This window comes from Streptomyces sp. NPDC006296, assembly GCF_040613235.1.
Taxonomy (GTDB): domain Bacteria; phylum Actinomycetota; class Actinomycetes; order Streptomycetales; family Streptomycetaceae; genus Streptomyces.
In genome coordinates this window covers 48,975-64,630 of record NZ_JBEXRT010000020.1, presented here as the reverse complement: position 1 = coordinate 64,630, position 15,656 = coordinate 48,975, and the positions used below count along the sequence as shown (strand labels likewise).

17 protein-coding genes are annotated in these 15,656 nt (G+C 70.5%); 5 read left to right on the top strand and 12 right to left on the bottom strand.

Annotation, left to right across the window (positions count from 1 at the left end):
- Positions 1-74: 74 nt before the first annotated feature.
- From ABZ172_RS16500 to ABZ172_RS16490, 3 genes are all read right to left on the bottom strand, one after another.
- Complete coding sequence (locus tag ABZ172_RS16500; RefSeq protein ID WP_356884418.1) at positions 75-629, bottom strand: GNAT family N-acetyltransferase; 555 nt, start codon at positions 627-629, stop codon at positions 75-77.
- 151 nt (positions 630-780) lie between these two features.
- Positions 781-1,944 carry an aminofutalosine synthase MqnE gene (mqnE, locus tag ABZ172_RS16495; RefSeq protein ID WP_356884471.1) on the bottom strand — a complete coding sequence of 388 codons (1,164 nt, stop codon included), beginning with the start codon at positions 1,942-1,944 and terminating at the stop codon, positions 781-783.
- 93 nt (positions 1,945-2,037) lie between these two features.
- Positions 2,038-2,493, bottom strand: a complete 456-nt coding sequence (locus tag ABZ172_RS16490) for an Lrp/AsnC family transcriptional regulator (protein WP_356884417.1) — start codon at positions 2,491-2,493, stop codon at positions 2,038-2,040.
- A gap of 121 nt (positions 2,494-2,614) precedes the next feature.
- Here ABZ172_RS16490 and ABZ172_RS16485 point away from each other — a divergent pair, with 121 nt between their 5' ends.
- Entirely contained in the window at positions 2,615-2,764 is a 150-nt protein-coding gene (locus ABZ172_RS16485) for a hypothetical protein (protein WP_356884476.1), read from the top strand.
- 10 nt (positions 2,765-2,774) lie between these two features.
- On the opposite strand, the gene ABZ172_RS16480 is transcribed toward ABZ172_RS16485, so the two are convergent.
- A complete protein-coding gene (locus ABZ172_RS16480; protein ID WP_356884470.1) occupies positions 2,775-3,440 on the bottom strand; it encodes a UbiX family flavin prenyltransferase in 666 nt (221 codons plus the stop codon).
- Positions 3,441-3,553: 113 nt separating this feature from the next.
- Between ABZ172_RS16480 and ABZ172_RS16475 the strand changes: the two genes are divergently transcribed.
- The gene (locus ABZ172_RS16475) at positions 3,554-4,159 is read left to right on the top strand and encodes a rhomboid family intramembrane serine protease (protein ID WP_356884416.1); all 606 of its coding nucleotides are present in this window, start codon (positions 3,554-3,556) and stop codon (positions 4,157-4,159) included.
- Here ABZ172_RS16475 and mqnP read toward each other — a convergent pair.
- Together mqnP and ABZ172_RS16465 are read right to left on the bottom strand one after the other, a co-directional pair.
- Positions 4,149-5,060, bottom strand: a complete 912-nt coding sequence (mqnP, locus tag ABZ172_RS16470) for a menaquinone biosynthesis prenyltransferase MqnP (protein WP_356884415.1) — start codon at positions 5,058-5,060, stop codon at positions 4,149-4,151. The genes ABZ172_RS16475 and mqnP overlap by 11 nt on opposite strands.
- Positions 5,057-6,514 carry a menaquinone biosynthesis decarboxylase gene (locus ABZ172_RS16465; RefSeq protein WP_356884414.1) on the bottom strand — a complete coding sequence of 486 codons (1,458 nt, stop codon included), beginning with the start codon at positions 6,512-6,514 and terminating at the stop codon, positions 5,057-5,059. Before ABZ172_RS16465 ends, mqnP begins: the two co-directional genes overlap by 4 nt.
- Positions 6,515-6,853: 339 nt before the next feature.
- Between ABZ172_RS16465 and ABZ172_RS16460 the strand changes: the two genes are divergently transcribed.
- Positions 6,854-7,351, top strand: a complete 498-nt coding sequence (locus tag ABZ172_RS16460; RefSeq protein WP_356884413.1) for a PLD nuclease N-terminal domain-containing protein — start codon at positions 6,854-6,856, stop codon at positions 7,349-7,351.
- Positions 7,352-7,368: 17 nt separating this feature from the next.
- Here ABZ172_RS16460 and ABZ172_RS16455 read toward each other — a convergent pair whose 3' ends face one another.
- The gene (locus tag ABZ172_RS16455; RefSeq protein ID WP_356884412.1) at positions 7,369-7,809 is read right to left on the bottom strand and encodes a MarR family transcriptional regulator; all 441 of its coding nucleotides are present in this window, start codon (positions 7,807-7,809) and stop codon (positions 7,369-7,371) included.
- Positions 7,810-7,986: 177 nt separating this feature from the next.
- Between ABZ172_RS16455 and ABZ172_RS16450 the strand changes: the two genes are divergently transcribed.
- Positions 7,987-8,682 carry a type 1 glutamine amidotransferase domain-containing protein gene (locus tag ABZ172_RS16450; RefSeq protein ID WP_356884411.1) on the top strand — a complete coding sequence of 232 codons (696 nt, stop codon included), beginning with the start codon at positions 7,987-7,989 and terminating at the stop codon, positions 8,680-8,682.
- Positions 8,679-10,004 carry an aldehyde dehydrogenase family protein gene (locus ABZ172_RS16445; protein ID WP_356884410.1) on the top strand — a complete coding sequence of 442 codons (1,326 nt, stop codon included), beginning with the start codon at positions 8,679-8,681 and terminating at the stop codon, positions 10,002-10,004. Before ABZ172_RS16450 ends, ABZ172_RS16445 begins: the two co-directional genes overlap by 4 nt.
- Positions 10,005-10,077: 73 nt before the next feature.
- Here the strand turns inward: ABZ172_RS16445 and ccsB are convergent, their stop codons facing one another.
- From ccsB to ABZ172_RS16420, 5 genes are all read right to left on the bottom strand, one after another.
- On the bottom strand, positions 10,078-11,160 hold the full coding sequence (gene ccsB / locus ABZ172_RS16440) for a c-type cytochrome biogenesis protein CcsB (protein ID WP_356884409.1): 1,083 nt from the start codon (positions 11,158-11,160) through the stop codon (positions 10,078-10,080).
- Positions 11,157-12,845, bottom strand: a complete 1,689-nt coding sequence (locus tag ABZ172_RS16435; RefSeq protein WP_356884408.1) for a cytochrome c biogenesis protein ResB — start codon at positions 12,843-12,845, stop codon at positions 11,157-11,159. The genes ccsB and ABZ172_RS16435 overlap by 4 nt, the downstream gene beginning before the upstream one ends.
- A gap of 4 nt (positions 12,846-12,849) precedes the next feature.
- The gene (locus tag ABZ172_RS16430) at positions 12,850-13,623 is read right to left on the bottom strand and encodes a cytochrome c biogenesis protein CcdA (RefSeq protein WP_356884407.1); all 774 of its coding nucleotides are present in this window, start codon (positions 13,621-13,623) and stop codon (positions 12,850-12,852) included.
- Positions 13,620-14,225 (bottom strand): TlpA disulfide reductase family protein, encoded by a 606-nt coding sequence (locus ABZ172_RS16425; protein ID WP_356884406.1) that lies wholly within the window; start codon positions 14,223-14,225, stop codon positions 13,620-13,622. The genes ABZ172_RS16430 and ABZ172_RS16425 overlap by 4 nt, the downstream gene beginning before the upstream one ends.
- Positions 14,226-14,292: 67 nt before the next feature.
- Complete coding sequence (locus ABZ172_RS16420; RefSeq protein ID WP_356884405.1) at positions 14,293-15,549, bottom strand: hypothetical protein; 1,257 nt, start codon at positions 15,547-15,549, stop codon at positions 14,293-14,295.
- Between the last annotated feature and the right edge of the window lie 107 nt (positions 15,550-15,656).

Here is a 15,656-nt window from a genome sequence, read left to right as displayed (position 1 = left end):
CTCTACGTCCGACGTTCCTGCGGTCGTTCAGTCCGGGATTCCTGCCCGACCAGTGAAGCATGCCCCGAATTCGATCAGTTCGCAGGGTTCCCCGGGCGCTGCCCGCGGACCAGCGGGAGCAGCATGATGATGTCGTCGCGGTAGTCGCCCTCGGCGACCCGGATGGCGTCCGGGACCCGGCCGACCTCCTTGTACCCGCAGGAGGCGTAGAAGCGGTCGGCGCCGGTGCCGCCGCGGCAGGTGAGGCGGATGGCGCCGATGCCGTCGAGCCCGAGGGCCGCCTCGGTTACGGCGGCCATCAGCGCGCGCCCGAAGCCCCTGCCCTGGTGGCGGGGGTGGACCATCACCGTGTAGACGCCGATCCAGTGCCGCATGAGGCGGTGGGTGTTGTGGGTGAGGAAGGCGGTGGCGGCGACCGCACCGTCCTCGTCCCGCCCGACGATCAGGTGGGTGCGGTCCTCGGCCATCCCCGCCAGGTGCTTGAGCAGCTCCGGCCTGACCTCGTCGGGCGTGACCGGGGCCACGAAGCCGACGGCCCCGCCGGCGTTGGTGACGTCGGCCCAGAGCGCGGTGATGCCGTCCCGCAGATCCCGGTCGAACGCCGGGTCGACATCGAATGTAAGTGCCATAGGAGCAAACTAGCCCTTACGATCCGGGTCCTTCAAACGGCGTCCACCACGCGAGAAAGCTCCGGCCCGGGGACGGCGGGCCGGAGCTTTCGTACAGCGGTCGCCCGGGGCCCGCGGCGGACGCGGGGGTGCCGGGCGGGTGCGGGTCGCCTCAGAGGCGCATCGGCTGCGGGGTCTCCCGGCGCTCGGCGTCCGGGCCCGGGTACTCGCGCAGGATCTCGTAGCGGGTGTTGCGCTCCACGGGCCGGAAGCCCGCGTCCCGGATGAGGTCCAGCAGGTCCTCGCGGCCGAGCTTGTTCGGGGTTCCGTAGTCGTCGGCGTCGTGCGTGATCTTGTACTCGACGACCGAGCCGTCCATGTCGTCGGCGCCGTGCTGGAGCGCCAGCTGGGCGGTCTGCACGCCGTGCATCACCCAGAAGACCTTGACGTGCGGGACGTTGTCGAAGAGCAGGCGCGAGACCGCGAAGGTCTTGAGCGCCTCGGCGCCGGTCGCCATGGAGGTCCGGGCCTGGAGGGTGTTGCGGACCTTGCCGTCCTTCATGTCGACGAAGTCGTGCTGGTAGCGCAGCGGGATGAAGACCTGGAAACCGCCGGTCTCGTCCTGCATCTCACGCAGCCGCAGCACGTGGTCGACGCGGTGACGGGGCTCCTCGATGTGCCCGTACAGCATCGTCGCCGGGGTCTTGAGACCCTTCTCGTGCGCGAGGCGGTGGATGCGCGACCAGTCCTCCCAGTGGGTGGAGTGGTCGACGATGTGCTGGCGGACCTCCCAGTCGAAGATCTCCGCGCCGCCGCCGGTCAGCGACTCCAGGCCGGCGTCGATCAGCTCGTCGAGGATCTCGGAGGCCGAGAGCCCGGAGATCGTCTCGAAGTGGTGGATCTCCGTCGCGGTGAACGCCTTGAGCGCGACCTCCGGCAGGGCCTCCTTGAGGGCGCTGAGCGAGCGCGGGTAGTAGCGCCACGGCAGTGTCGGGTGGAGCCCGTTGACGATGTGCAGCTCGGTGAGGTTCTCGCCCTGCATCGCCTTCGCGAGCCGGACGGCCTCCTCGATGCGCATCGTGTACGCGTCCTTCTCGCCCGGCTTGCGCTGGAACGAGCAGTACGCGCAGGACGCGGTGCACACGTTGGTCATGTTGAGGTGCCGGTTGACGTTGAAGTGGACGACGTCGCCGTTCTTCCTCGTACGCACCTCGTGGGCCAGTCCGCCGAGCCACGCGAGGTCGTCGGACGCGTAGAGGGCGATCCCGTCCTCGCGGGTCAGCCGCTCGCCGGCCCGGACCTTCTGCTCCAGCTCGCGCTTGAGTCCCGCGTCCACTAGGGCGCCTCCCATTTCCTCTGTCCAGCCGTTCGGCAGCCCACGGTACTCCCCCGCCTTCCAGGCGGGGGCGACCCCCACCGCCCCTCGGCGTCACACCTCCTCGGGAAGCTCCCCGACCCGGTTCTCCCACTTGGTGGACAGGACGACCGTGGTGCGGGTCCGGGAGACCCCCCGGGTGCCGCTGAGCCGGCGGATCGTCCTCTCCAGGCCGTCCACGTCGCCGACCCGGACCTTGAGCATGAACGAGTCGTCGCCGGCGATGAACCAGCAGTCCTCGATCTCCGCGAGGTCCTTCAGCCGGTGCGCCACGTCCTCGTGGTCGGCGACGTCGGACAGCGAGATGCCGATCAGCGCGGTGACGCCGAGCCCCAGCGACGCGGCGTCGACCGTCGCGCGGTAGCCGGTGATGACCCCGGCGGTTTCCAGCCGGTTGATGCGGTCGGTGACGCTGGGCCCGGAGAGCCCCACGAGCCGTCCCAGCTCGGCGTACGAGGCCCTGCCGTTCTCTCTGAGGGCCTGGATGAGCTGCCTGTCCACCGCGTCCATATGACTGAGACCTTCCATTGTTCAGCAGTACCGCGAGTTTACGTGTAGAATCTAAGGCGTTGCAGGGTCAACCCCTGTAAATCTCTTCCATCATCCAAGAAACGCTTACGAATCTTCAGGAGTGAACGCCACCGTGTACTCGATCGAGATGGCCTACGCCCGAATGCGCGAGCTGCAGGACCTGGCCAACCGCTCGCGTGCCCACCAGCCCGCCGCCGCCCACCGGGTCGACCGCACCCGCACCCCGGGCGCGACCAGGAAGAAGCGCTGACCCCACCGGTTCAGCCCCGGGAGGCACCACCGAGCTCCCCTTCCCACCGGCGGTACAGCTGGTGCGGCACCCCTGCCGCGTCCAGCACCCGCCCGGCGACGAAGTCCACCAGATCCTGGATGTGCGTCGCCCCCGCGTAGAACCCCGGAGAGGCGGGCAGCACGACCGCGCCCGCCTCGTCCAGCGCCACCATCTGCCGGAGCGTCGAACCGCTGAGCGGAGTCTCCCGCACCGCGACGACCAGCTTCCGCCGCTCCTTGAGCGTCACGCTCGCGGCACGCTGCAACAGGTCCTTCGAGAGCCCGAGCGACACCCCGGCCACACACGCCGTCGACGCCGGGACGATCAGCATCCCCTTCGCCGGGTACGACCCCGAGGACGGTCCGGCCGCCAGGTCCCCGGCCGCCCAGTGGCGCACGTCGCCCATGTCCGGCCGGTAGGTGTCCGGCTTCCCGTCCGCACCCCGCGCCAGCCAGCTCCGCAGGTCCTCCTGCCAGTGGGCGTCGCGGAAGGAGATACCGGTCTCGTCCAGCAGCGTCAGCCGCGAGGCACGGCTGACCACGAGGTCGACGCTCTCCCCCGCGGCCAGCAACCCGCGCAGCACGGAGGCCGCGAAGGGTGTGCCCGATGCGCCCGACACCCCGACAATCCAAGGCCTGCGCTGCTGTCCACTCATCGAATTCGCGGATGTCACACCACCGAGCCTATCCGGCACCGCGCTCCTGGAACCGAGTCAGGGGCTCCGGACGTTGCACCGGTGCGGGAACAGCCGTCCACCGGGGGTTGACCATGTCCGGCACACGCACGAGCACCACCGCACGCGCCGTCACGGCCGGAGCCGTGATGCTCGCCTGGATCGCGCTGCTGTGGCTGCTGGAAGGCATCGACACGGCCACCGGCCATTCCCTGGACACCTACGGCGTCAGCCCGCGCGAGCCGGCCGAGCTGGCCGACATCGTGCCGGCCGCGTTCCTGCACAGCGGCTGGGAGCACGTGGCGTCCAACAGCGTCCCGCTGCTGGTGCTCGGCTTCATCGCCGCGCTGGGCGGCCTGCGCAGGTTCGCCGCGGTGGTCCTCGTGGTGATCGTGACGTCCGGCCTCGGCGTCTGGCTGACCGCGCCGCCGCACACCGTGACGCTCGGCGCGTCCGGCGTGGTCTTCGGCCTCCTGGGCTATCTGCTGGTCCGCGGCTTCGTGGACCGGCGCCCGGTGGACATCGTCATCGGCGTGGCCGTCGCCGCGGTCTACGGCTCACTCCTCTGGGGCGTGCTGCCGACCCAGCCCGGCGTCAGCTGGCAGGGCCATCTCTTCGGCCTCGTGGGCGGGGTGGTGGCCGCGTTCGTCCTCCGCCGCCCCCGCCGCCCGCCGGAGCCGCACGGCTACGTCACGGTGTGAGGCCGCGCACCAGCAGGTCGAGCAGCGCGCAGGCGAAGAGGGCGATCCCGATGAAGCCGTTGACCGAGAAGAAGGCCCGGTTCAGCCGGGACAGGTCGTGCGGGCGCACGACCCGGTGCTCGTACACGAAGGCCACGGCGACGATCACCATGCCGATCCAGTAGAAGATCTCCGCGTCCGTCGCCAGCCCGAACCACACCAGCAGGCCGGTCGTCACCACGTGGCAGACCCGGGCGCCCCAGAGCGCGGCCGGGATCCCGAAGCGCGCGGGGAAGGAGAGCACCCCGTGGGCGCGGTCGGCCCGCACGTCCTGGCAGGCGAAGATCAGGTCGAAACCGCCGATCCAGATACCGACGGCCAGCCCCAGGATCACCGCGTCCCACGACCAGCTGCCGGTCACCGCCAGCCAGGCGCCGATCGGTCCGATGGCCTGCGCGAGGCCCAGGATCGCGTGCGGGAAGTTCGTGAACCGCTTGCCGTACGGGTAGACGACCATCGGCACGACGGCGACCGGTGCCAGCACCAGGCAGAGCGGGTTCAGCAGGGCGGCGGCGCCGAGGAAGAAGGCGAGGGCCACGATCGCCCCGGTCCACGCGGACCGCACCGTCACGGCGCCGGTCACCAGCTCACGGCCCTCCGTGCGGGGGTTACGGGCGTCGATCTCCCGGTCGATGATCCGGTTCGCCGCCATGGCGAACGTCCGCAGCCCGACCATCGCGACGGTCACGAGCAGCAGCGTGCCCCAGTGGATGCTGGAGTCCAGCTGGAACATCGCGGTCAGCGCGGCGATGTAGGCGAAGGGCAGCGCGAAGACCGAGTGCTCGATCATCACCAGCCGCAGAAACGCGCGGGACTTGCCGCGCGGCTGCGGGACGGCCGCCGCCGAGGCCGATGCGCTCACAGGCCGTACTCCTTCCACCGGCGGTCGACCTTCGCCGCCGTCTCCGGGTCGGACTCGACCATCTCCGGCCAGCCCCCGTCCCGTGTGTACCCCTCCTCGGGGAGCTTGCGGGTCGCGTCGATGCCCGCCTTGCCGCCCCAGAACTGCTGGTAGGAGGCGTGGTCCAGATGGTCGACCGGGCCCTCGGTGACCGTCAGGTCCCGGGCGTAGTCGGTGTTCCCCAGCGCCCGCCAGGCGACCTCGTGCAGGTCGTGGACGTCGCAGTCGGAGTCCACCACCACGATCAGCTTGGTCAGCGACATCATGTGGGCGCCCCAGATGGCGCTCATGACCTTCTGGGCGTGCTTCGGGTACTTCTTGTCGATCGAGACGATCGCGCAGTTGTGGAAACCGCCCGCCTCCGGCAGGTGGTAGTCCACGATGTCCGGCACGATGATCTTGAGCAGCGGGAGGAAGAACCGCTCGGTGGCCCGCCCCAGCGGTCCGTCCTCGGTGGGCGGCCGGCCCACCACGATCGACTGGAGCAGCGGGCGCTTCCGCATCGTCACGCAGTCGATCGTCAGCGCGGGGAAGGGCTCCTGCGGGGTGTAGAAGCCGGTGTGGTCGCCGAAGGGGCCCTCCGGCAGCATCTCGCCCGGCTCCAGCCAGCCCTCGATGACCACCTCGGCCTGCGCCGGGACCTGGAGCGGGACGGTCTTGCAGTCGACCATCTCGATCCGCTTGCCCTGGACGAAGCCGGCGAAGAGGTACTCGTCGATGTCGCCCGGCAGCGGCGCCGTGGAGGCGTAGGTGACCGCGGGCGGTGCGCCGAACGCGATGGCGACGGGCAGCTTCTCGCCGCGCCTCGCGGCGACCTGGTAGTGGTTGCGGCTGTCCTTGTGGATCTGCCAGTGCATCCCGATGGTGCGCCGGTCGTGGCGCTGGAGCCGGTAGAGCCCGAGGTTGCGGACCCCCGTCTCGGGGTCCTTGGTGTGCGTGAGGCCCAGGTTGAAGAAGGAGCCGCCGTCCTCGGGCCAGGTGAAGAGCGCGGGCAGCCGGTCCAGGTCCACGTCGTCGCCGGTCAGCACGACCTCCTGGACGGGGGCGCTGTCGGACTTGACCTTCTTCGGCGGCAGGTGGGTCACCGCGCCGAGCTTCCCGAACGCCTCCCGGATCCCGACGAAGCCCTGCGGCAGCTCCGGCTTGAGCAGCCCGCCGATCCTGTCGCTGATCTCCGCGTAGGACTTCAGCCCGAGCGCCTTGAGCAGCCGCCGGTCGGTCCCGAAGACGTTCATGGCCAGGGGCATGGACGCCCCCTTGACGTTCTCGAAGAGCAGCGCGGGTCCGCCCGCCTTGTTCACCCGGTCGACGATCTCGCCGACCTCCAGGTACGGGTCGACCTCGGCCTTGATGCGCTTGAGATCGCCCTCGCGCTCCAGCGCACGGAGCAGGGAGCGAAGATCGTCGTAAGCCATGCGGTCAAGTCTGACATCCTCCCCGGCGAAGCCTGCCGGGGCTCCCCCACCTCGGCGACCTGCCGGCACGGGGCGCCCACCGGGGAAGGGGCGGTCCCGGCGGCGTACCGACGCCCCGGACGGGACCCCGGAGGGCCCCTCCCGCGATCCGCCGGATCCGTGCGGGTCCGCCTCCGCGGCGGCCGACGGCCGCCGCGCGCACGGCCCGGTCCCACGGCGGCCCGCTCGCCCCCGGGCGCACCTGCCCGCCCGGGGGCGTAAGGGACACCCGCTACCCTGGGGCGCATCACCGGGGGCGGTCCGTGCGCCCCGTCACCTCACCTCGGGGGATCTTCCACGATGCTCAGGGCCCTGCTCTACATCCTGCCGCTGGCGCTGACGATCTTCGCGTTCATCGACTGCCTGAACACGCCCGAGGACGAGGCGAAGCACCTGCCGAAGATCGCCTGGGTCTTCATCATCCTGCTGTTCTGGATCGTCGGGCCGATCGTCTGGCTCGTCGCGGGCAAGACGCGTCAGGCGCCCGCCGGGGGCCTCGGGCCGTCCCGCGGACGCCGCTCGGGGTGGGTGGCGCCGGACGACAACCCGGACTTCCTCAAGTCGCTCAAGGACGAGAAGCCCGGGAAGGCCGAGAAGCCCGGGACGGCAGGGACCGAGCCCGAGAAGCCCGAGCCCGAGGCCGGGACGACCGAGGCCGGGAGCGGGAAGGCCGAGGGCGGGAGGACCGAGTCGGCCCTCAGGGACTGGGAGGCCGACCTCCGCCGCCGCGAGGAGGAGATCAAGCGCCGGGAGAGCGGATCCGGCCCCGAGGACCCGGCTCCGCCCGCCGCCTCGTGAGGGCGTGCCGTCCCGGGTCATGAGGACAGCAGGCGCCCCAGCCGGTCGAGGAGGGGCAGCAGGGCCGTGCGCTCCTCGGGGGTGAGGGCCTCCAGGGCACCGTGCACCACGCGCATCTCGGAGCGGATCCGATGGGCGAGCTCGGTGCCCTCCGCCGTGCGGGCGGCCACCTTGGAGCGGCGGTCGCCGGGCGCCGGGGTGCGCGTCACCAGGCCGCGGGCCTCCATCCGGCCGATGAGACCGGTGGCGTTGGAGGCGTCGCAGACCAGGTGACCGGCGAGCGCGCTCATCGGCATGGGTTCGTTGAGCGCGATCAGGGCACGAGCCTGTGAGGTGCTGAGGCCGTGGCGGCCGGCGACGACGGTGAGGTCGTCGTGGTGGCCGCGGACGACGACTGCGAGGGGTTCCAGCAGTTCGTCCGGAGTAGGGACGGCGCGGGGTGCCGGTTCCGTCGTCATGGTCGGTCATCCTTCGGTCGATACGCGTGGTCCGGAAGCCGGAGTCCGGTCCGCCACACACCCGCATTCATTTGACATGCTCAACTTTAGCCCGTTACATGAACGGCATTGCTTGAGTATGTCAAGCTTCGCGTTCCGCGCGCCCTTCCGTCCACCGTCCCGCAGGGAGCACCCTCCATGCCCTCCGTACTCTTCGTCCTCACCGGTGCCGACCACTGGACCCTCGACGACGGCACCGCCCACCCCACCGGCTTCTGGGCCGAGGAGCTCGCCGCCCCGCACCGGGTCTTCGCCCAGGCCGGCTTCGACATCACCGTCGCCACCCCCGGCGGCGTGGCCCCCACGGTCGACGCCGCCAGCCTCGCCGCCGAGGCGAACGGGGGCCAGGAGCAGGCCGACGCCGTCGCCTCCTACCTCGCCTCGATCGACGAGACGCTGCGCATCCCCGCCCGGCTGGAGGACGTCGTGCCCACGTCGTACGACATCGTCTTCTACCCCGGCGGCCACGGACCGATGGAGGACCTGGCCGTCAGCGAGGCGTCCGGCCGGCTGCTCACCGCGGCCCTGGACTCCGGCACCCAGGTCGGCGTCCTGTGCCACGCGCCCGCCGCCCTGCTGGCCGCCCGCCGCGAGGACGGCAGCTGGCCGTTCGCCGGGTACCGCCTGACCGGCTTCAGCAACGCCGAGGAGACGCAGGCGGGCCTCGCCGACAAGGCGCCGTGGCTGCTGGAGGACCGCCTCGTCGCGCTGGGCGCCGACTACACCGCGGCCGAGCCGTGGGCCGTGCACACCGTGCACGACCGCAACCTGCACACCGGCCAGAACCCGGCCTCCTCCGAGCGCCTGGCGCGCGAGATCGTGGCCGCCCTGTGAGCGCCGCCGGCACCGCCGGGGAGACCCCGGCCGAGGTCGTCGCCCGGCTCCGCGCCACCTTCCGCACCGGCCGCACCAGGGACCTCGCCTGGCGCACCGGCCAGCTGACACGGCTGCGCGCCCTGCTCACCGAGCGCGGCGACGAACTGGCCGAGGCGCTCGAGGCCGACCTCGGCAAGAGCCGCAAGGAGGCCTACCGGACCGAGATCGACTTCACGGTGCGGGAGATCGACCACACCCTGGAGCGCCTGGCGGGGTGGCTGGAGCCCGAGCCCGCCCCGGTACCGGCGGTCCTCGCCGGGGCCACCGCGCACACCGTGCAGGACCCGCTCGGCGTCGTCCTCGTCATCGCCCCGTGGAACTACCCGGTGCAGCTGCTGCTCGCTCCCGTCGTGGGTGCGCTGGCCGCGGGCAACGCGGTCGTCGCCAAGCCCAGCGAGATGGCGCCCGCGGCCTCCGCCGCCGTGGCCCGGCTGCTGCCGCTGTACCTGGACACGGACGCCGTCGCCGTCGTGGAGGGCGCGGTCCCGGAGACCACCGCACTGCTCGCCGAGCGCTTCGACCACATCTTCTACACCGGCAACGGCACGGTGGGCCGGATCGTGATGGCCGCCGCGGCGAAGCACCTCACCCCGGTGACCCTCGAACTGGGCGGCAAGTCGCCCGTGTTCGTGGACCGCGGCACCGACCTGAAGACGGTGGCGGCCCGGCTGGCCGCCGGGAAGTTCCTCAACGCCGGCCAGACCTGCGTCGCCCCCGACTACGTCCTGACCGACCCGGAGACCGCCCCGGCCCTGGCGGACGCACTCGCGGCGGCGGTCGAGGGGCAGTTCGGCCGGGACGCGTCCACCAGCCCGGAGTACGGCCGGATCGTGAACGAGCGCCACTTCGACCGGCTCGTCGGCCTGCTGGACTCCGGCCGCACGGTGACCGGCGGCGCCCACGACCGGGACACGAAGTACATCGCCCCGACCGTGCTGGCCGACGTCTCCCCGGACTCCCCCGTCATGGGCGAGGAGATCTTCGGCCCGGTCCTGCCGATCGTCACCGTGGACGGACTGGACGAGGCCATCGGCTTCATCAACGACCGGGACAAGCCGCTGGCCCTGTACGCGTTCACCCAGGACCCCTCGGTGCGCGAGCGGCTGCTGACCGAGACCTCCTCGGGCGGCGTGGGCCTGGGCCTGCCCCTCGCCCACCTCACCGTCTCCGACCTGCCCTTCGGCGGGGTCGGCGAGAGCGGCATGGGCAACTACCACGGCCGGTACTCCCTGGAGACGTTCAGCCACCGCAAGGCGGTCCTGGACACCCCGCTCGGCTGAGGCCCGGGACGCACGACGACGGGAGGGCGCGGCCGGTGCGGCCGCGCCCTCCCGTCGTCGTGCGGTGCGCCGGTCAGACCTGGGCGTAGGAGTGCTTGCCGGTGATGAAGATGTTCACGCCGTAGTAGTTGAAGAGCCAGCAGCCGAAGGCGACCAGCGCCAGGTAGGCCGCCTTGCGCCCCTTCCAGCCGGCCGTCGCACGGGCGTGCAGGTAGGCGGCGTACGCGACCCAGGTGATGAAGGACCAGACCTCCTTGGGGTCCCAGCCCCAGTAGCGGCCCCAGGCGTCGCCCGCCCAGATCGCGCCGGCGATGATCGTGAACGTCCACAGCGGGAAGACCGCGGCGTTGATCCGGTACGCGAAGGTGTCCAGGGTCTTGGCCGCGGGGAGCCGTTCCAGCACGGAGGTCGCGAACTTCCCGGGCGTGAGGCCGTTGGCCAGCTTGTTCTCGTAGCTGTCGCGGAACAGGTAGAGCACCGTGCCGACGGCACCCAGGTAGAACACCGCACCGCAGATGATGGCGGTGGAGACGTGGATCCACAGCCAGTAGGAGTGGAGCGCCGGCACCAGCTGGTCGCTGTCGGTGTACAGCGTGGTGGTCGCGATGCCCAGGTCCAGCAGGACGGTGGTGACCAGCAGCAGGCCGATCCAGCGGACGTTCTTCCGCAGGGCGAGCAGGATCAGGTACGCGCCGACCGCCACGGTGGAGAAGGTGATCGAGAACTCGTACATGTTGCCCCAGGGGGCCCGCTGCACCGACAGGGCGCGCGCGACGACCCCGCCCGCCTGAACGGCGAAGGCGACGACGGTGAGGGAGACCGCGATCCGCCCCCACAGGTCGCCCTTGAAGGTGCCGCCGGCCGCGCCGGGACCGTCCGGGACGTCCCGGGAACCGGCGGCGGACCGGGTGACGATCGTGGGGCGCTCCAGCACGGCGGTGCCGCCCCCCTGCGCGACCTGCGCCTTCACCGCGGAACCGCCGGCGGCCGAGTCCTTCTTGAGCGCGGCGGCCGTACGACCGACCTTGCTTCGGCTGCCGAACACCCACTCCGCGATGTGCGCGAAGAAGGCCAGGGTGTAGACGGCCATCGACGAGTAGATCAGCGTGTTGCTGATGTTCGCCAGATTCTCGTTGGTTGCGGCGGCGAGATTCACTTCTCAGCCCCTTCGGCAGGTTCTTCGGAGGGTGGTTCAGGCTCGGGTTGGGACGTGCTCGGCGTCTCGGTGTGGAGGGCCGCCGCCAGGTCCGACAGCTCCTCGGGAAGTCTCGCGGACTCGCTGCGGCCCAGGCCCGCCATCTCGACGACCGTGACGCCGTCCGCGCCCCGCACGGCCCGCACCCACACCCGGCGGCGCTGGATGAAGAGCGAGCCGGCGAGCCCGATGACGGCCGCGACGGCGCCGGTGAGCGCCCAGCCGCTGGCGGGCTGGCGCGAGATCTGGAAGCTGGCCCACTCCTCGACGCTCTCGAAGGTGACCGACCCCGCGCCGTCGGGGAGCTTCATGGTCTCCCCCGGGCGCAGCCGCTTCTTCAGCTTGTCCCCGTTGCTGTCCTTGAATTCCTTCATCTTGGACGTGTCGAGCTGGTAGACGTTCTGCGGCAGCCCGGAGTCCACGCCCAGGCTGCCGTGGTAGCCGTTGAGCGCGAGGACCGGGTAGTCGAGGCCGGGGTACTGCGAGAACATCGTGCCCTGGCCGTCGCCGGCGAACGTCGGCACGAAGAACGCCTGGAAGCCCAGCTGGGACTTCTTGCCGTTCTTGTCCTTGTAGCCGTCCATCACCTTGATCGCACCGGTCGAGGTGACGTTGTTGTCGATCGGCAGCAGCGGCACCGCGCTCCGGTAGACCTCCTTGCCCCTGCCGTCCTTGACCGAGATGACCGGGGCGTAGCCGTGCGCGTTGAGGTAGACCTTCGTACCGTCGACGACGAGCGGCTTGTTGACCTCGATGACCTTCTTCTTCGTCGCCCCGTCCGCGCCCTCGGCGTACGTCACCCGGGCCTCGTAGGTGCGCGGGGTCCCGCGCTGTGGACCGCTCCGCTCGTACGTGCCGACGAAGTCCTGGAGGTCGAAGCTGAAGGGGGTGAGGTCGTCGTCGTCGAAGAGCGAGCCGGACTTGAAGTCGTCGTACTGGGTGATGGTGTTGGCGAACCCGTCGCCCTCGACGACCAGCTTGCCGCCCTCGGACTTGAAGAGCTGTCCCCCGGCGAACGCGACCAGCATCACGATGAGCGCGATGTGGAAGATGAGGTTCCCGGTCTCCCGCAGATAGCCCTTCTCGGCAGACACCGCGTCGCCGACGACGTGCGAGCGGAAGCGCCGCCCGCGCAGCAGGGCGAGCGCGGCGCCGCGGACCCGCTCGGGGTCGGCGTCGGTGCGCCAGGTGGTGTACGCGGGCAGCCGGGTCAGCTTCTTCGGCGCGCCCGGCGGGCGGCCGCGCAGCTGTCCGACGAACTGCCAGGTGCGCGGGATGATGCAGCCGATCAGCGAGACGAACAGCAGGATGTAGATCGCGGAGAACCACACAGAGCTGTAGACGTCGAAGAGCTGGAGCTTCTCGTAGACCGGGCTGACGGTGGTGTGGGCCTCCTTGAAGGTCTGCACCTTCAGTTCGTCCACGCTGTTCTGTGGGATCAGCGAGCCGGGGATGGCGCCGAGCGACAGCAGGAACAGCAGGATCAGCGCGACCCGCATCGAGGTGAGCTGCCGCCAGAACCAGCGGGCCCAGCCGGTCACGCCCATCGAGGGCAGGGCGGCGGCGGACTCCTCGCGCGGGGCGGTGGAGAGCTGCTCCCCGGCCCGGCCGAGGTCGCGCTCGTCCGTGGTGTGCGTGTTGCTCATGGACTCAGATCCCCACAGTGAAGCCGTTGGACCAGACCTGCATCTCCTGGATGAGCACGTCCCACGCGCCCGTCAGCAGGAGGACACCGGTCGCGATCATCATGCCGCCGCCGATCCGCATGACCCATGCGTAGTGGCGCTTGACCCAGCCGAACGCGCCGAGCGCCCGGCGGAACGCGACGGCCGCCAGGACGAAGGGGACGCCGAGCCCGAGGCAGTACGCCACCGACAGGACAGCCCCGCGCCCGGCGGTCGCCTGGTCGAAGGCCAGCGCGTTGACGGAGGCGAGCGTCGGGCCGAGGCAGGGTGTCCAGCCGATGCCGAAGAGGGCCCCGAGCAGCGGTGCTCCCGTGAGGCCGCTCACCGGCCGCTTGTGGATGCGGAACTCGCGCTGCGTCATCCAGGGCAGGAGGCCCATGAAGAAGACCCCCATGAGGATCATCAGGGCGCCGAGGACCTTGGAGAGCGTCCCGCTGTACTCCTGGAGCGTCTGGCCGAAGAAGCCGAAGAGCGCACCGCCGGACACGAACACGGCGGTGAAGCCGAGGACGAAGAGGAAGGCGCCGGCGACGGTCCTGCCCCTGCTGCTCTCGGCGAGGTCGGCGCCGCTGACCCCGGTGACGTAGCTCAGGTAGCCCGGCACCAGGGGCAGGACGCACGGTGAGAAGAAGGAGACGAGCCCGCCGAGCAGGGCGATGGGCAGGGCCACTATGAGCGCCCCGCCGGCCACCGTCTCGTTTCCGCCGGTGGCCGCGGCCAGCTGGAGCACGGGGGTCACTTCTCTGCGACCAGCGGGTCGATCATCTCGCGCAGCTTCGTCGCGTCGAGCGCGGCGAGCGAACGGGCCGCGAGCTTGCCCTCCCGGTCGACGACCACGGTCGACGGGATGGCCTTCGGGTTCAGGGTGCCCTTCGGGAAGCGCAGGAGCTGCTTCCCGGTCGGGTCGTAGAGGCTCGGGTAGGTGACCCCGAAGTCCTTCTCGAAGCTGACCGCCAGGGACTTCTGGGGGTCACGGGTGTTGACGCCGACGAACTGGACGCCCTGGTCCTTCATCTCCTCGGAGACCTTCACGAAGTGCTTCGCCTCCGCGCGGCAGGGGCCGCACCACGATCCCCAGAAGTTCAGGACGACGACCTTGCCCCGGTAGTCGGCCAGGTCGAGCTGCGCGCCGTCCAGGGTCGGGCCCGCCAGCTTCGGCGCGTCGGTGCGCTCGCCCCGGGCGACCGTGGAGATCCCGCCACTGCCGGTGACGAAGTTCGTGTTGCCGCCACCGCCCGCCCGGCCGCCGTCCCCACCGCATGCGGACAGGGTCAGCACACCGGCCACAGCGGTGGCGGTGAGCAGGGTGAAGCGGCGTCGGGGTGCGCGGCCAGTGCTCATGTGAAAAGTTTCGCATGGCAGTTCCAGGGATCTTGCGCACCCCCCTCGGTGCCCGTGAAGCCCCTTGTCAGGCCTGCTTGAAGAAGGAGTTCCAGCCGCCTTCGGGAGACTGCCCGACCTGGAGCGAACGGAGCTTCGCGAGCACCGCCGGATCCTGTGCGTCGAGCCAGTCGACGAACTGCCGGAACGAGACGAGGCGCACATCCGGCTTGCCCGCGATGTGTTTGAGCGCGTCCTCCACGGCGTCCATGTAGATGCCGCCGTTCCACTCCTCGAAGTGGTTTCCGATGTAGAAGGGCGCGCGGTTCGTCTCGTAGGCGCGGTCGAATCCCGCGATGTACGCCTCGGTGGCCTGGGTGCGCCACCCGGGATAGCGGGACGGCATGCCCTTGGTCGAATTCTGCGACTGGTTGGCGAGGATGTTGTAGTCCATCGAGAGGACCTCGAAGGTGTGGCCGGGGAACGGGACGGCCTGCAGCGGCAGGTCCCAGACGCCCTGGCGCTTCACCGGCCACATCTGGCTGCCGCCCGGCGAACTCGCGTCGTAGCGCCAGCCCAGCTGCTTCGCGGTGGGGAGGAGGTTGTCCTGGCCGAGGAGGCAGGGCGTGCGGCCGCCGACCAGTTCCTTGCGGTAGTCGAAAGGCAGCGGATCGACGTCCTCCCAGCCGGTGTTCGTCCGCCATTCGGTGACGAACGCCACAGCCTGGTCGATCTCGCTCCGCCATTGCTCGGACGTCCAGTCGCCGACCGATCCGGAACCGCCGCAGAAATGCCCGTTGAAATGGGTGCCGATCTCGTGCCCGTCGAGCCAGGCCTGCCGGACGTACTTCAGCGTCTGCTTGATGTGGTCGTCGCTGAGATAGCCGATGTCGGAGGCGCCCCGGGGGTTGTTGGGCGGCCGGTAGAGGGACTTCTTCGACTCGGGCAGCACATAGAGCCCGGAGAGGAAGAAGGTCATCGCCGCGTCGTGTTCCTGGGCGAGTTCCAGAAAGCGCGGGAAGAGCCCGTTGCCGACCTCGCCCGCCCCGTCCCAGGAAAAGATCACGAACTGCGGAGGCGTCTGGCCGGGCTCCAGCGGCACGGGCGCGGCCGGCTGGTGCGGCTGCTTTCCGGTGTCCGCCGTGGAACCGTCGCCGATCAGCCTGACGTGGTTCTCGGGAGTCCCGCCGCCGGTCCCGGACGTCGGCTTGCCGCCGTTGCCGCCCTTCTCGGTCTCCGGCCGTCCGCCGTCCGATGACCCGAGGGAGCCGCAGCCGGTCATCGTGAGTGCGGCTGCGGCTCCGAGTCCGGCCCCGAGCAGGCCCCTTCGGTTGATTTCACGCATAGCGTCCCCATCTGCGGTCGTATTAGCTCATTGCCATACAAACTGGCGATGGCTTAGATGAGGAAAACAACACGGGGGTTCCGTCGGCCGTCACGAAAGTTGTTACA

Coding starts and splice junctions, on each gene's coding strand:
- ABZ172_RS16420 (WP_356884405.1), bottom strand. CDS start 15,549: ATGCGTGAAATCAACCGAAGGGGCCTGCTCGGGGCCGGACTCGGAGCC.
- ABZ172_RS16475 (WP_356884416.1), top strand. CDS start 3,554: ATGTCCGGCACACGCACGAGCACCACCGCACGCGCCGTCACGGCCGGA.
- ABZ172_RS16455 (WP_356884412.1), bottom strand. CDS start 7,809: ATGACGACGGAACCGGCACCCCGCGCCGTCCCTACTCCGGACGAACTG.
- ABZ172_RS16500 (WP_356884418.1), bottom strand. CDS start 629: ATGGCACTTACATTCGATGTCGACCCGGCGTTCGACCGGGATCTGCGG.
- ABZ172_RS16435 (WP_356884408.1), bottom strand. CDS start 12,845: ATGAGCAACACGCACACCACGGACGAGCGCGACCTCGGCCGGGCCGGG.
- ABZ172_RS16425 (WP_356884406.1), bottom strand. CDS start 14,225: ATGAGCACTGGCCGCGCACCCCGACGCCGCTTCACCCTGCTCACCGCC.
- ABZ172_RS16460 (WP_356884413.1), top strand. CDS start 6,854: ATGCTCAGGGCCCTGCTCTACATCCTGCCGCTGGCGCTGACGATCTTC.
- ABZ172_RS16480 (WP_356884470.1), bottom strand. CDS start 3,440: ATGAGTGGACAGCAGCGCAGGCCTTGGATTGTCGGGGTGTCGGGCGCA.
- ABZ172_RS16465 (WP_356884414.1), bottom strand. CDS start 6,514: ATGGCTTACGACGATCTTCGCTCCCTGCTCCGTGCGCTGGAGCGCGAG.
- ABZ172_RS16450 (WP_356884411.1), top strand. CDS start 7,987: ATGCCCTCCGTACTCTTCGTCCTCACCGGTGCCGACCACTGGACCCTC.
- ABZ172_RS16490 (WP_356884417.1), bottom strand. CDS start 2,493: ATGGACGCGGTGGACAGGCAGCTCATCCAGGCCCTCAGAGAGAACGGC.